General features: G+C 46.4%; 12 protein-coding genes and 1 pseudogene. 7 read left to right on the forward strand and 6 right to left on the reverse strand.

The window, feature by feature from the left end; translation table 11 throughout:
* Window positions 1-867 precede the first annotated feature (867 nt).
* The 6 genes from NC996_RS15140 (at window position 868) to NC996_RS15165 (ending at window position 7,143) form a co-directional block, all read left to right on the forward strand.
* A complete protein-coding gene (locus NC996_RS15140) occupies window positions 868-1,893 on the forward strand; it encodes a PEP-CTERM sorting domain-containing protein (protein ID WP_190686197.1) in 1,026 nt (341 codons plus the stop codon).
* 157 nt (window positions 1,894-2,050) lie between these two features.
* A complete protein-coding gene (locus NC996_RS15145; RefSeq protein WP_190673749.1) occupies window positions 2,051-2,920 on the forward strand; it encodes a 2OG-Fe(II) oxygenase in 870 nt (289 codons plus the stop codon).
* A gap of 277 nt (window positions 2,921-3,197) precedes the next feature.
* On the forward strand, window positions 3,198-3,461 hold the full coding sequence (gene grxC, locus NC996_RS15150; RefSeq protein WP_190686200.1) for a glutaredoxin 3: 264 nt from the start codon (window positions 3,198-3,200) through the stop codon (window positions 3,459-3,461).
* Between the two features lie 96 nt (window positions 3,462-3,557).
* Window positions 3,558-4,535: a glutathione synthase gene (gene gshB, locus NC996_RS15155; protein ID WP_190686203.1), complete on the forward strand. Its 978-nt coding sequence runs from the start codon at window positions 3,558-3,560 to the stop codon at window positions 4,533-4,535.
* Complete coding sequence (locus NC996_RS15160; protein WP_190686206.1) at window positions 4,532-5,668, forward strand: Gfo/Idh/MocA family oxidoreductase; 1,137 nt, start codon at window positions 4,532-4,534, stop codon at window positions 5,666-5,668. Before gshB ends, NC996_RS15160 begins: the two co-directional genes overlap by 4 nt.
* Window positions 5,669-5,934: 266 nt before the next feature.
* Window positions 5,935-7,143, forward strand: a complete 1,209-nt coding sequence (locus NC996_RS15165) for a tetratricopeptide repeat protein (protein ID WP_190686209.1) — start codon at window positions 5,935-5,937, stop codon at window positions 7,141-7,143.
* Window positions 7,144-7,191: 48 nt separating this feature from the next.
* Here the strand turns inward: NC996_RS15165 and NC996_RS15170 are convergent, their stop codons facing one another.
* The 3 genes and pseudogenes from NC996_RS15170 to NC996_RS15180 all read right to left on the reverse strand — a co-directional run bounded on the left by NC996_RS15170 (window position 7,192) and on the right by NC996_RS15180 (window position 8,729).
* Window positions 7,192-8,364, reverse strand: a complete 1,173-nt coding sequence (locus tag NC996_RS15170; protein ID WP_190686211.1) for a GNAT family N-acetyltransferase — start codon at window positions 8,362-8,364, stop codon at window positions 7,192-7,194.
* Window positions 8,365-8,393: 29 nt separating this feature from the next.
* A pseudogene (locus NC996_RS15175) lies at window positions 8,394-8,537 on the reverse strand (endo-1,4-beta-xylanase); the annotation flags it as partial.
* Window positions 8,538-8,558: 21 nt separating this feature from the next.
* Window positions 8,559-8,729 (reverse strand): hypothetical protein, encoded by a 171-nt coding sequence (locus tag NC996_RS15180; protein WP_190686216.1) that lies wholly within the window; start codon window positions 8,727-8,729, stop codon window positions 8,559-8,561.
* Between the two features lie 72 nt (window positions 8,730-8,801).
* Here NC996_RS15180 and NC996_RS15185 point away from each other — a divergent pair, with 72 nt between their 5' ends.
* Window positions 8,802-10,823: a serine/threonine-protein kinase gene (locus NC996_RS15185; protein ID WP_190686219.1), complete on the forward strand. Its 2,022-nt coding sequence runs from the start codon at window positions 8,802-8,804 to the stop codon at window positions 10,821-10,823.
* Between the two features lie 46 nt (window positions 10,824-10,869).
* Here the strand turns inward: NC996_RS15185 and dprA are convergent, their stop codons facing one another.
* The 3 genes from dprA to NC996_RS15200 form a co-directional block, all read right to left on the reverse strand.
* Complete coding sequence (gene dprA / locus NC996_RS15190) at window positions 10,870-11,982, reverse strand: DNA-processing protein DprA (RefSeq protein ID WP_190686222.1); 1,113 nt, start codon at window positions 11,980-11,982, stop codon at window positions 10,870-10,872.
* A gap of 221 nt (window positions 11,983-12,203) precedes the next feature.
* A complete protein-coding gene (locus tag NC996_RS15195) occupies window positions 12,204-12,854 on the reverse strand; it encodes a DUF2301 domain-containing membrane protein (protein WP_190527371.1) in 651 nt (216 codons plus the stop codon).
* 68 nt (window positions 12,855-12,922) lie between these two features.
* Entirely contained in the window at window positions 12,923-13,726 is an 804-nt protein-coding gene (locus NC996_RS15200; protein WP_190686224.1) for an SAM-dependent chlorinase/fluorinase, read from the reverse strand.
* Between the last annotated feature and the right edge of the window lie 107 nt (window positions 13,727-13,833).

The raw sequence follows: 13,833 nt of genomic DNA on the forward strand, positions 1-13,833 counted from the left end.
CTCAAATTCTTCTACTTTGAGTCCAGTCAAGCTTTGAAACACATGAGGTTTATTGTGGATAGCGCCGTAGCTCAACATCGTAAACACCTCGGTCTTCGAGCAACAACCCTTCACTTCTAAACTACTCTATTTCCGATTAAGTCTTATGTATAGCAGTAATACCACTTCAGGGCTTCGCATACTTACCCTTGAGAAGGCTGTTTACCCTCGGTAAATACTCAAAGCAAGCAGGATTGATTTAGCTAATCGCTAAATCAATCCGTATTGATATCAGTGCCAAAAAGAATTTACTTATGATTTTGGCGGTAAAGTAACCTGCCTAAAATATTCAACCTCGTGTTTCGACTCGGTAAATACTGAAGAAGGCTTTTATAGGATTTGTATTACCAAAATAAGTGCGTAGTTCTGCTGAAGACGTTACACCTATCAATGTGGAACACTTAATATTGAAGCTCGACATTTTGCGGTAATTGCAAAAGTTGAAATCTTGCAATCGCTGCCCAGAATGATTGACTAGAAAGAATTTCAAGGCCAAGCATCAGTTTTAATCGTAGTGGCTCTTATAGGTGAATGCCCAGAAAAATTCTCGGACATCAGCAAAGAAATACTCAGAAATTGAGTTTAAATAAAGATACGAAGAAGTTTTAAAAAATCGATAGACAACTAAAAAAATACTCTTTACAGTAGAGGTAACAGCAAAAGGAACATGATTAATTTTCAGGAAAATCAGGGGAAATCTACAGGTTCAAGGCATTTCATTGATGTTTAAACATCCTGTGATATACAACCTTGCACTGTAGTGCAAAGATCGCAGATTCCATAACGCAACTTCAGTTCACTCTTAAATTGGTAAAGGTTTTAATTACGATGAAAAGGACAATCCCATCTCTACTTAGTTATTCCTTCTTGGCTGCTGGTGTTGCGATCGCATCTTCTGCATTTTCCCCAGCCAATGCTGCCTCTATGACTTTTAGCGCCAATGACTTTACAGGTGCTGACGCAAAGGTCAACTTTACTTTGGATGACACCGCAGCAGGAGTAGGCAAGATTCAGTTCACAGTGGCTGTTGACACGAAATTCTCATTTGGGGACATTCGTGGAATCTTCTTCGACATTCTTGATAACTCGCTCCTAAGTGGTCTGAGCGTAGTTGGTCAAAACCAACTAGGTCAAAACCAATTAATAACCACGACTGCCTATAGCACCAGCGACAACCTTAGCACTGTTGGTCAAGCTAATTTGAATGGCGATGGAGGCAATCACTCATTTGAATTTGGCATAGAAATTGGTGACACAGGTTTGAAGGGCGGTAAGGACGACTTTCAAACGGCCGTTTTTACCCTGTCCCATGCCACAACAGCTTTAACCCTCTCTCAGTTTTACGGTCAGGAATTCGGAGTGCGCCTGATGAGCGTAGGAGATACCAATGATGAAAAATCTCGTCAGGAAAGTAGCAAACTAATCGGAACCGCAGGTCCAGCGCCAGCACCTGCTCCAGCACCTGCTCCAGCACCTGCTCCAGCACCCGCACCAGCGCCAGCACCTGCTCCAGCACCTGCTCCAGCACCTGCTCCAGCACCCGCACCAGCACCTGCTCCAGCACCCGCACCAGCACCCGCACCAGCGCCAGCACCAGCGCCAGCACCCGCACCTGCTCCAGCACCCGCACCAGCGCCAGCTCCGGCACCAGCTCCAACACCAGGTGGCACCACCGGCGTTGATTACAGCAATGGCGGAACGGGAGTTGACTACGGTTCCGGCACCAATCCCAGTACCGGCGGCACTAAGAGTAACCCTAAACCAGTACCCGAACCCAGTACAGTGGGCGCACTCATGCTGACAAGTTTTGCCGCCATGCGGTTTGGCAAAAGACGGAAGACAAGCGCACAGTAGCGTTAAGCGCTAGTTAAGCGACTGTTTTACCTCCCCTAGAGATACATATTTCAAAAAGAGCTTCTCACTTACGATACGGTGAGAAGCTTTTGCTCAGGGTGAATTTACTTCAAGCCAAAAATCTCAATGCGATAGGTATGTGAAAGTAGGAAAACTTATGGAAACATCTGCTCAAGTCAAGGAGATAAAAGTCAAACTGCTTTTAGCAGGGGGGCATCAATACACTGTCTTTCTAAAGTCAGACGCCCCTATGCTAGAAAATCTGTTAAAAACTGTTGTGGCTCGCTCTTATAAGCAAGAAGATGGTTTTTATGGGTTGTTCCAGATTCCGATTGATGAGGGTCGCGCTTCTCTGTGTTTTCCAAGCGAACATCTGGTTGGTGTAGTTACCGAACCCTCAGTTTTTGTCATGCAAGAGGAACTGAAACCTCAACCAACGGATGTTTTAGCGTCTCCCTACGTGCAAATTGACAATTTTCTGACTCAAGAGGAACACAAACAACTACTCGACTATGTGTTTAAAAAAGAGCCAGCCTTTGTACCTACCAGCATTTCAACCGATGCGACTGATTATCGTCGGTCTATGGCTCTCTACTCTTTCCCTGAGTTTTCAGAACGGATAGTCAATCGCCTGCGAGCAATTTTACCGGATATATTTAGTAAATTAGGGATTCCATCATTTCCTGTATCTCAAATTGAGTCACAATTAACCTCTCACAATGATGGAAATTACTACAAAGTTCACAATGATAATGGTAGTCCTGATACTGCTACCAGAGAATTAACCTATGTTTACTACTTTTACCGAGAACCCAAAGCTTTCTCTGGTGGAGAGCTACTAATTTATGACAGCAAGATTGAAAATAACTTTTACGTGAAGGCTGATTCCTTTAAAACAGTTGAGCCTCGTAATAATAGCATTGTGCTTTTTCTCAGTCGTTATATGCATGAAGTATTACCTGTGCAATGTCCCTCAAAAGCCTTCGCAGATAGTCGCTTTACGATTAACGGATGGGTTCGACGTTGATATTTTTGCGCCTTCAGCCAGATTTTTTTCTCTAGCTTCAGCGCTAAGCAATATTAAATGGCTCTTTTTCCCTTAAGGATTGATTTCTGGGAAATTTCCACAAGAAGCTCTCCGCTTTGATTAAGCGGGGAGCTTTTTAGGATGGAGTGGGACTTCCGGTACGGGACGTGCTAACTAAGCGAACTAAGATTTTCAGTCAACTCTACTCGGAAAACAAGATATAGATGGGTTTGACTAGACTAAGATCAAGAAAAATTACTTAATATTTGAGGACAAGATGGCTCCTAAAGTGGAAATTTATACCTGGAGCAGCTGCCCCTTCTGCATCCGTGCCAAGGCTTTGCTCGATAAAAAAGGGGTTGATTATATCGAATACGGCATTGATGGGGATGAGGCGGCACGGGCGGAGATGGCAAAACGCGCAAATGGGCGGCGTTCCGTACCTCAAGTTTTTATCAACGATCGGCATATTGGTGGCTGTGATGATACCTATGCGCTAGAAGCTCAAGGCAAGCTCGATCCACTCCTACAATCAGCATAGTCATTCGTCATTTGTTATTCGTCCTGAGCTACTGTTTGCGGACAACGGACAACGGACAACGGACAATGGACAAAAGACAAAAAGCTGATAGCTAACATGAAACATGCTTTTATTATTGACCCCATCGAACGCCTAGATCCCGGTCACGATACCAGTGTGGCGCTGATGGAAGCAGCACAAGCACTGGGACACGAAGTTTGGATTACTCAGGCGAATTTATTGAGTGTGGGGGATGGCAAGGCTTGGGCGTTGCTGGAGCCGGTGCAACTGACGCCGGTGCATCTGGTGGAAGGACGCTGGGTGGCGGAGTCGCGGTGGTTTTCTGTAGGCGATCGCGTCTTGCAACCGCTGGAGGCAATGGACGCGGTTTTCATGCGAACAGATCCGCCAGTGACCGTTCCTTACCTCTACGCCACCTACATTCTGGACTATATCGATCCAGCGAAAACCTTGGTCATCAACGCCCCCAATGGGTTGCGGGCGGCAAATGAGAAGATGTACGCACTCCAGTTTAAGGAGGCGATTCCGGAAACGATTGTCAGTGCGGATAAACAGGTGATCCGCCAGTTTCTGGAAGCAAAAGGGGCGGCGATCCTGAAGCCGTTGGGAAATAAGGCGGGGGAAGGGATTTTATTCTTAGATCCGAGCGATCGCAACTTTAATTCCCTGATAGAACTCAGTACCCTTCAGGCACGAGTTCCAGTGATGGTGCAAACCTACTTACCCGCCGCTAAAGAAGGAGACAAGCGAATTATTTTGCTCAATGGCGAACCGATTGGAGCCGTGAATCGCATTCCTACGGGTAAAGAATTTCGTGGCAATATGGCAGTCGGGGGTAGAGTCGCTCAGACAGAAATTACCCAACGAGAGCGCGAAATCTGCGCCCAACTGGCTCCTACACTGCGCCAGGATGGTTTAATTTTTGTCGGGATTGATGTGATTGGCGGCTACCTCACGGAAGTGAATGTCACCAGTCCTACTGGCATCCGAGAAATCGATCGACTTGATGGCACCCGTCTCGGCTATCAAGTGATTGAATGGGTGGAAAAGTTTAGATCGGAAAACCCTGCATGACATTCAGCAATTCAGCCCAAGCATCGAACCCGATTGGCGTAGCAGTGGTGGGGACTGGATTTGGTCAGAAAATCCACATCCCCGGATTCCAGGCACACCCGCGTACTCAGGTGGTTGCCGTTTACAATCGGGATTTGAATAAAGCGATCGCTCTCGCTTCTGCCCAGAATATCCCCCACGCTTGCGACACCCTAGAAAAAATCGTCGCTTTGCCAGATGTCGCCGCTGTCAGTATTTCAACGCCACCCTTTTTGCACTATGAAATGGCGAAGACGGTGTTGCAAGCTGGGAAGCATCTATTATTAGAAAAACCCACAGCCCTGTCAGCGACTGAGGCACGTCAGTTGTATCAGTTGGCGAGAGAAAACGGCGCGATCGCTACCCTCGATTTTGAATTTCGCTTTGTCCCCGCATGGCAGCGATTTGCGGAACTTTTAGCAGAAGGATATGTGGGACAGCAGCGCCTGATCAAGATTGATTGGCTGGTGTCGAGTCGTGCCGATGCCACGCGCCCGTGGAACTGGTATTCTCGGAAAGACCAGGGAGGAGGAGCATTGGGAGCCGTCGGTTCTCACGCTTTTGATTACATTAGCTGGTTGTTTGCACCTGTGCGGCGACTGTGTGCCCAGCTGATTACAGGAATCTCTGTTCGTCCAGACTCTAACACGGGTGAAATGAAGCCGGTGGATGCTGATGATACGTGTATGCTGATGCTGGAACTGGCGGATGGGACGCCCTGCCAACTGTGTATCAGTTCGGTGGTTTATGCATCGCGGACGCACGGGATCGAAGTCTATGGCGATCGCGGTACGTTAGTCTTGGGCAGTGAAAATCAGAAAGATTACGTACATGGTTTTCGCCTCTGGGCGGCACCTGCGGGTAAATCCCTCGCTGAGGTGGAAATTCCGAATCTGCTGGCGTTTCCCCAAACCTATACGGATGGGCGTCTGGCACCCTTTATCCGAGTTGTAGACAACTGGGTGCAGGCAATTGACGCCGGGAAAGCGATCGCGCCATCGCTGCGAGAGGGAGTTTATTCGCAGCTGCTGATGGATTTAGCCCATGAATCCCATCAGACGGGTTGCTGGGTGGATGTCCCAAGTTTGGACACTTTCCTGGCCAGTCGCTCATAGCGACAGTCAACGTAGGAGATTAAGCTTCAAATACAGTTAAGTTAACGTTTTGAGGCAACCTATTTGCACCCCCTTCGCCTCCTGAAAAAGGAGATTTTTTTCTCATCGCCCCCAATTTATCAGCGGGTTGGGGGATCTTCTTTCAAATACTGATTTATCTAAACGTATTTAACCCGAACCGGATCGCGTTGCAACTTTGCCATTTGCCTCGCGGCTGAGTTAGATTAAAACATCTTTTCAACCGCTTTTCCTCAGGGTGGGCAGCAATGTTACCTGTCGCAGTTTTCGTCTGTCTTGGCTGGATTGTGTCTGTTTGTATACACGAGTTTGGTCATGCGGTAGTTGCTTATTGGGGCGGGGATACCTCAGTTAAAGATAAGGGGTATTTGACCCTGAATCCCCTCAAATATACCGATCCAACTTTGAGTTTGGTTCTGCCCGTCGTCTTTCTTCTCATCGGTGGGATTGCCTTACCGGGTGCCGCAGTTTACATCAATCAAAGCCAATTACGCAATCGTTGGTGGAAAAGTGCTGTCTCCGCAGCGGGTCCCATCGCTAGTGTAATCGTGACTTTATTGCTCACGATTCCCTTTTGGCTGGGTTGGGTGACGCCATTCAGTGAACACTGGATTGGCCCAGCTTTAGCATTCCTAATTATTCTACAAATTTCCGTTATTCAGTTCAACTTTCTGCCAATTCCACCGCTGGATGGTTATGGCATTATCGAGCCGTGGTTGCCGAATCAAACTCAAATTAAACTGAGAAAGCTGAGCAAATATGGAATTATTGCCCTCTTCATTCTGCTCTCATTCGTAAAACCGTTAAATCTGCTTTTTTGGAAATCAGCTTTTACAATTGGGGCACTGCTTGGTGTTCCAATGGAATTCGTATGGAAGGGATACGAATCTTTCAATGCAGATGCTGGCATTTTGTTAGTAGCGGCGATTGGTGTTTTTTTGCTAATTCGTAGAGTGATGAGTCCGCATCACGCTTGTTACGAAAAAGGCAATCAGCTACTCAAATCACAACAGTACGAAGAAGCGATCGCTTCCTATGACAAAGCGATTAAACTAAAACACGATTTTTGGGAAGCGTGGCATCACCGAGCCTGGGCGTTAGGAAGCCTACAACGGTATAAAGAAGCGATCGCTTCCTACGAGCAAGCAATTGTCCTCAAACCAGATAACCCCGCTATCTGGACTGACTGGAGTGGGGCACTCGCTGCATTGCAACGATACGAAGAAGCGATCGCCTGTTGTGACAGAGCCATCGAAATCAATCCTCACTACCCTTATGCTTGGTATAACAAAGCTTGCTCCTGTGCCCTACAAGGCAAAGCTTCTTTAGCGCTTGATTCTCTAGAACAGGCAATTAATCTCGATCCCAATACATTTAAAACCTATGCCAAAAATGAATCAAGTTTTTATCGAATTCGGCAACATGAGCGGTTCAAAAAAATGATTGGTGAATTGTAGCTAGTAAGATAATAGCCATTACCTACCTTGCCCCTAACTAATGAGCCGCTAAAAATGATCTGGCATCCACGGTTCGGGACTGGCAAAGAGCAGCATAGCGGTCGATAAAGAATCGGCATCCCCTTCAATTTTCCCAATTGTTTGTAACTGATGAGCTGTCAGTAACCCTGTGAATAAAGGTGCTAAGCCTCGCACATCTAACCGTAATTCACCGCGTCCGCCTCTTGTCACTTCACCGCGTCCGCCGGAAACTGCCAAAACAAATTTTCCATTGTTATCGGGCAATACATTATCTTGAATTTCAAGATGTAATTCGGCTTCTAACCCAATCGGATAGCCGCGCATTGATAGTGCTTTTGGCACATCAACGACTCGCACCAACCATCGTTCTAAATGGGCAATTTTGTAAGTTTGTTCTGTGAGTAAAGACAAAAGCGGGTCTCCTGCCTGACCTTGCCAAATCACCTTGTCTGCCAGAGAACGGTGATCGGCAAAGAAAGTCCACAACCGACGTGCTGCTGCTGGTGTTAATGCCACCATGTCTCTGACTTCAAGGTGATAGCTTGTGTCGCCCCTCTTTTGGCTGAAAATGATGTAACCTTCTGCTTTGTCTTCAAAGCCAATCCGGTAGGCGTAAATCACGTCTTCTGGGGACTCGACAATGCCTTGCCAAATGGCTTGGTGGCGATCCAAGTTGCCACTGGAAGCGATCGCTCGTTGACGGTAGAGTTCGTGAAATTCGTGGTGAGTCGCTTCCACGCGCTGCATCGGCAAAGTGCGATCTTTGAGCAGAATCGTCTCTGTCGGCACCGTCAAACGGCAATAGTTCCCAGCTTGTTCGTAACCTACTTTTCGATAAAGGGCGCTGGTAGAGGCGTAGAGCGTCGATAGGGGAATTCCCTTAGCGTGACACTCCTTAACAATATTAGTCATCAGCGCCGCCGCTACCCCTGTGCCTCGATACTCTGGCGCAATGCCAACGGCGGCAATTCCGGCGATGGGTACGCGAGAAGATCCGAACCACTGAGCCATGTTGAGAATGCCTAAGCCCCCAGCCGTCTGTCTTCCTTGGCGGATGACGCGGAAGTTCTCCAACCCAATCCGATTTAAATACATCTGCCAGCTATCTGGCGGTGAATTGAAGCACTGGCTTAAGATTTGCCCAAGCTGTTTCGCTTCTTCAGGATTAGAAATCGAGCCGAATTCAAAGTTATTTGTCATATTAGGCTGCTAATTGCTGATTAATTTTTTTACGATCGGCCATAATTATCTGCGTCTGTGAAATCGAAGCGAACCGAAGGTTGTCCTTTGAGGACATCGCGTTCTGGATGAACTGCCTGAAACTTCATCTTATTCTCTGCCACGATGGGATTGAACTCACGCGCCACCACCTCCCGATAGGTAGAATCGTGACATCAGGGTTGCATCGCCACCGCCATACTCATTCCAATCCCCCGCGTGTCTGCTAGCGATCGCAGTGAAATAGTCGCCGTGTTTGCTGGTTTCGTAATCGCACCGTGTCCAATAAAAAGCATCAAAACTGTAGCCGTCAGCAGCATTAAAGCTAAGAAAATTTGGCGTTTCATGCTTGAACCACTACAGAGAAAATTGAGGGGCACATTTATCATAGACTCAACCAAATGTTGCATCTTCTACGTATGAGCTGTTGCCTCAACCCCGATTGTCAGAATCCTCTCAATCCTGATACGACAAAGTTTTGCCGAAGTTGCGGGACAAAACTAATGCCGTTGCTGAGAGGACACTATCGCATTATCCAGCTTATTTCCAATGAGGGAGGATTTGGTAGAACTTATCTGGCAGAAGACATAGATAGGATGAATGAACCCTGCGTTGTCAAGCAATTTAGACCCCAAGTCCAAGGAACTGCGGCACTCAACAAGTCTATTCAACTGTTTAAACAGGAGGCAAAACGTCTGCAAGAGATGGGACATCATCCGCAGATTCCTACGCTCTATGGCTATTTTGAAGAAGGAAATTATTTATATTTAGTGCAGCAGTTTATCGATGGGCAGGATTTATTGCAGGAGTTGGAACAACAAGGTGCTTTCAGTGAAAAACAAATTCGAGAGATGTTACTGGATATTTTACCTGTTCTCAAATTCGTTCATGACAAAAATGTAATTCACAGAGATATCAAACCCGAAAATATTATGCGTTGCCGCTTAACAAGGGGAGGAAAGCGGGAGTTAGTACTGATTGATTTTGGTGCAGCTAAGCAGTTAACTGCAATAAAGGCAACTCAACGAGGTACAAAAATTGGTTCTTTTGGATATACTTCCTACGAACAAATGCAAGGCGGTGAAGTTTATCCAGCTAGCGATTTATTTAGTCTAGGTGTAACTTGTTTTCATTTGCTAAGTAATGTCAATCCCCACTTATTATTTCTTGATTATGGCTACGATTGGGTTTGTCAGTGGCGGAAATATCTAAAATATTCAATTAGTAGTAATTTGGGTAATATATTAGATAAGCTATTGCAAAAAAATTTTGATCGCCGCTACCATTCGGTAGACGAGGTTATTCATGATTTGATGCGGAGTCCGCAAAATTTAACGCCTAAAATATCTGTAGCGCCGTCTAGAAGTAATAAGCCTTTTAAAATTACGTCTTCAGCGGTTACACTGGTTAGAAACAACTTTACAAATCAAGTTTTAGCAGGTAGTACTACGTTAATATTATTGTTATTTGGATATAGTTATTTTAAACACGTCAATCCAAATAATTTTTCAATTAGTAATCTAACCTTAAGTCCGAATCAACCAATTTTTAGAAAAAGATTTGCTTTAGCGAACACTCTAAAAGGACATTCAAAGTCAGTTGCTTCTGTCACCATCAGTCCAAATGGAGAGATGCTAGCTAGTGGGAGTTTAGACAACACGATTAAATTGTGGAATCTGAACACGGGGCAGGAAATTTACACTTTGAAGGGGCATTCAAAGTCAGTGGGTGCTGTTGCCATCAGTCCAGATGGACAAATTCTGGCTAGTGGCAGTTGGGACAACACGATTAGATTGTGGAACCTTAAAAAAGCAGATAAAGTTCGCACGTTAATCGGGCATTCGAGCCAGGTTGTTTCTGTCGTATTCAGTCCCAATGGAGAGATTTTAGCGAGTAGCAGTTTAGATAATACGATTAAATTATGGGATTTAAAAACAGGTCAGGAAATTCACAATTTAAGTGGGCATTCTAACTGGGTTGTTTCTATCGCTTTTAGCCCAGATGGACAGATGCTAGCGAGTGGCAGTTGGGATAATACGGTTAAATTGTGGAATTTGAATAATGGGCAGGAAATTCGCACGTTGCATGGGCATTCCAACTATATTAATTCGGTTGCCTTTAGCCCGGATGGACAGATGCTAGCGAGTGGCAGTTGGGATAATACGGTTAAATTATGGAATTTGAATAATGGGCAGGAAATTCGCACGTTGCATGGACATTTAAAAGCGGTTTATGCTGTCAGATTCAGCCCAGATATGCAAACCCTTGCCAGTGGTGGTATGGACGATACGATTAAATTGTGGAATCCAAACACTGGCAGGGAACTCTACACCCTTAAAGGACATTTTAACAACGTTGTTTCCCTGGCTTTCAGCCGCGATGGACGGACGCTGGCGAGTGGAAGTCAGGACTTTAGTATCAAAATTTGGCGAGTGCAGTAGCAATTTAAGACATTCGATTTGGGAATGGTAAGGGTAGCGATCGCGCTTAAGATTTCTGATACCTCATCCCCGGCAATTGGGACACTAACCCCATAAGTTCTAACTGCAACAGCGCACTGGAGACTAAGTTCGCTGACTTACCCGTTTGCTGCACAATTAAATCAAAAGCCGTAGGTTCTGAGGAAATTGCCTGCCAAATTTGTTTGAGTTCTGGTTCCAAATCGGGTACAGGAGGCTGATTAAATAAGTCTAGCTGTTGCACTGGATCGAGTTTTGGAATCGCTCCCAGCATCTCTAATAAATGATTTTCATCTAAAAAAGGCGTCGCTCCCTTACTGATTAATTTTAAACAACCAAGGGACTGCCGATCGTCCAACCTTGCAGGCAAAGCATAGACATCTCGACAGAATTCATTGGCATAATCAGCAGTAATTAATGAACCGGATCTCGTAGGCGCTTCCATTACCAGCACCGCACGACTCAACCCGGCGATAATCCGATTGCGAGGGGGAAAGTGTTCGCGCTTCGGTTGGGTGCCAGCAGGATACTCACTCAGCGCTAACCCGCGATCGCATATCTGTTCGTATAGGGACTTGTTGCGCCAAGGATAGACGACATCCACGCCAGTACCAAAAACTGCCAGCGTCCTTCCCCCAGCTTCTATACAAACGCGATGCGCTTCCGTATCAATGCCATCTGCCATGCCGGAAACAACCGTGAAGCCGCTTTTCGTCAATGCAGCAGTGATTTTGCCAGTCCAGCGTCTGCCATATTCAGAGGGTTGGCGAGTACCGACAATGCCAATCGTTGGCGTAATGCCATGATTTTCTTTGAGTTGCACTTTGCCGCGATAATACAGCACTGGCGGTGGGGTAGGCGTCTCTAGAAGTAAGCGGGGATAATCAGCATCTGCTGGCGTCCAGAAACAGGGATTTTTTACCAAGTGTTCTTCTAAAAATTGTTGGGGATGCAGGCGCGATCGCTTCTCTACCACCCCTTCAATTGTTTGACGCCCAAAACCCTCCACCTCCCTCAAAGCGGCTGGATTGGCTTTCCAGGCTTCACTGAGCGTGCCAAAATGCTGGTGCAAGCGCCTGAGCAAAATTGGGCCAATTCCAGGGATTTGCGACCATGCTAGCCAGAAGGCACGTTCTTCCATGACAGTTAAATGATTGGCAATACAGGAAACCTAACTCCCCTCCTTTAGTAGATTTTGTTGGCGAATTTTCGCTTTAACGTTTCCCTGCGAGGAGAGAGGCTAATGATTTCCCCTTCCCTCGCAGGGAAGGGGGTTAGGGGGTTAGGTTTTAATTCGCCAACAGCTTCCTAGCAGGGGAGGAGTTGGGGGAGAAGTCATTTTATTGGGTTGAATCGCTTTCCTCAAGCCTTCGCCGAATGCTGTTGTTTGAGATAGACAAACACCGACTTATCACCAATATCCGGTGGAATTTCTTGCACAACCTTACGCAAGGCAAATATGACAAATAGAATTGCCCAAACTGCCAATAATCCCCGTTCTACTGACACTGGCAATACACCCGTCAGGTGTCCCAACAGCAACATTGGCAGCAAAGGCGTGAGAACTTTAGTTTCCAGACGGTTGAAGCAAAAGGCTTCTTTGAAGTAAATCCCCGTTAATGCCGCAAAGGTGAAGCCAACTCCAAAAAGGGTTATTGGGTGATTGTAGACATATAGGGCAAGAGGTTCGCTACTTTGCAGCGCCAGCACTGTCGCTGATAAAACACCAATTGCCCAAAAAGCTTGAAGGAGTCGGTGTAGCGGTTCTAGGTAAATATGGATGGTAAATAAACTGACGCCCAATGCCAAACAAAAACAAGCGTACAGCGGGGTGAGGAGTGACAATCCCATGTTGGTCTTTAGCACCAGAAAGCTACCTAAAGCAAAGCTTAAAGCCGCTACCATTAAGCCGCTACGGTAAACGATCACTCCAGTGCGATCGCTCTCGGTTATCGTAAATTCTCCAAACTGACCTTGATAAACTGCCGAATCTGACGCATTTAACTGAGTCATAAAACCTATCCGAAAATTGCTATACAATATCAGCGATGCGGATGTATAAATCCCGATTAGGAATTGAATTAATCCAGCTGAAGAAGCACCTCATCTCCCCAGTCTAGTTGCAGTTGCGACTGAGCATTGCCTCCGTTGACGGCAATTTCGACCCAACCGTGACTGCCAATTAAAGCGATCGCTTCTCCGATTGGACTGTCGCTGTAAGTCTGGCAACTGGGTAGCCTAAATCCCACAACCACAGACCAGATTTTTCCTTGGACGAAGGTACCTGGAATATTTGTAATTAAGTTGCCAAAGCGATCGATATACTGAATGCAACCCGTGATACCCGCCTCTGTCTTGACGCATTCAGGGATGGGCAGTTGAACTAAGCTGGCTAAATCGATAGCGTCTCCCAGTTGTTCTAGTGGAACGCCGCTGGCAAGATGGGCACCTACGGGAGCAAAGATATCTCGACCGTGAAACGTTGAACTGGGTTCGGTTGCGCGCCAATAGTCGGGGTTCGTGAGTTCGACAGCGGCAATTTCGGGTAAGGACTGAGAAACCCCTTTATTACTCAGAATGCCACTAAATAGCCCGTTATCGGGTCCCACCAGGAAACCATCTGCAAGTTTAACTGCGATCGCTCTACGGCTACTCCCCACTCCCGGATCGACAACAGCAATATGCACTGTCCCTTTTGGGAAATAAGGGTAGGCATTCATTAAACAAAATCTTGCGGCTGTAAGATTCTGAGGGGGAATCTCATGAGTGAGATCCACCACCGTCAGCGTCGGGTTGATTTGGGCGATCGCTCCTTTCATCACCCCTACATAAACATCACTCAAGCCAAAATCGCTCGTCAGAGTAACGATCCGGTTTTGATACATCTTTGTTAAGAAGGATTCTTTGTGCCAAGCGTGGGTGCGATGCTGTTGATGCGACCAGAACGTGCGGTGGTTTGAACGTCTTATTTGAACGTTTTCAGAGTCTAGCT

The organism is Trichocoleus sp. ST-U2 (assembly GCF_039961875.1).
Lineage (GTDB): Bacteria > Cyanobacteriota > Cyanobacteriia > Cyanobacteriales > FACHB-T130 > FACHB-T130.

Bases quoted from the DNA above. Each gene is read 5' to 3' on its own strand.
- NC996_RS15140 (WP_190686197.1), top strand. From the start codon at position 868: ATGAAAAGGACAATCCCATCTCTACTTAGTTATTCCTTCTTGGCTGCT.
- NC996_RS15145 (WP_190673749.1), top strand. From the start codon at position 2,051: ATGGAAACATCTGCTCAAGTCAAGGAGATAAAAGTCAAACTGCTTTTA.
- grxC (WP_190686200.1), top strand. From the start codon at position 3,198: ATGGCTCCTAAAGTGGAAATTTATACCTGGAGCAGCTGCCCCTTCTGC.
- gshB (WP_190686203.1), top strand. From the start codon at position 3,558: ATGAAACATGCTTTTATTATTGACCCCATCGAACGCCTAGATCCCGGT.
- NC996_RS15160 (WP_190686206.1), top strand. From the start codon at position 4,532: ATGACATTCAGCAATTCAGCCCAAGCATCGAACCCGATTGGCGTAGCA.
- NC996_RS15165 (WP_190686209.1), top strand. From the start codon at position 5,935: ATGTTACCTGTCGCAGTTTTCGTCTGTCTTGGCTGGATTGTGTCTGTT.
- NC996_RS15170 (WP_190686211.1), bottom strand. From the start codon at position 8,364: ATGACAAATAACTTTGAATTCGGCTCGATTTCTAATCCTGAAGAAGCG.
- NC996_RS15180 (WP_190686216.1), bottom strand. From the start codon at position 8,729: ATGAAACGCCAAATTTTCTTAGCTTTAATGCTGCTGACGGCTACAGTT.
- NC996_RS15185 (WP_190686219.1), top strand. From the start codon at position 8,802: ATGAGCTGTTGCCTCAACCCCGATTGTCAGAATCCTCTCAATCCTGAT.
- dprA (WP_190686222.1), bottom strand. From the start codon at position 11,982: ATGGAAGAACGTGCCTTCTGGCTAGCATGGTCGCAAATCCCTGGAATT.
- NC996_RS15195 (WP_190527371.1), bottom strand. From the start codon at position 12,854: ATGACTCAGTTAAATGCGTCAGATTCGGCAGTTTATCAAGGTCAGTTT.
- NC996_RS15200 (WP_190686224.1), bottom strand. From the start codon at position 13,726: ATGTATCAAAACCGGATCGTTACTCTGACGAGCGATTTTGGCTTGAGT.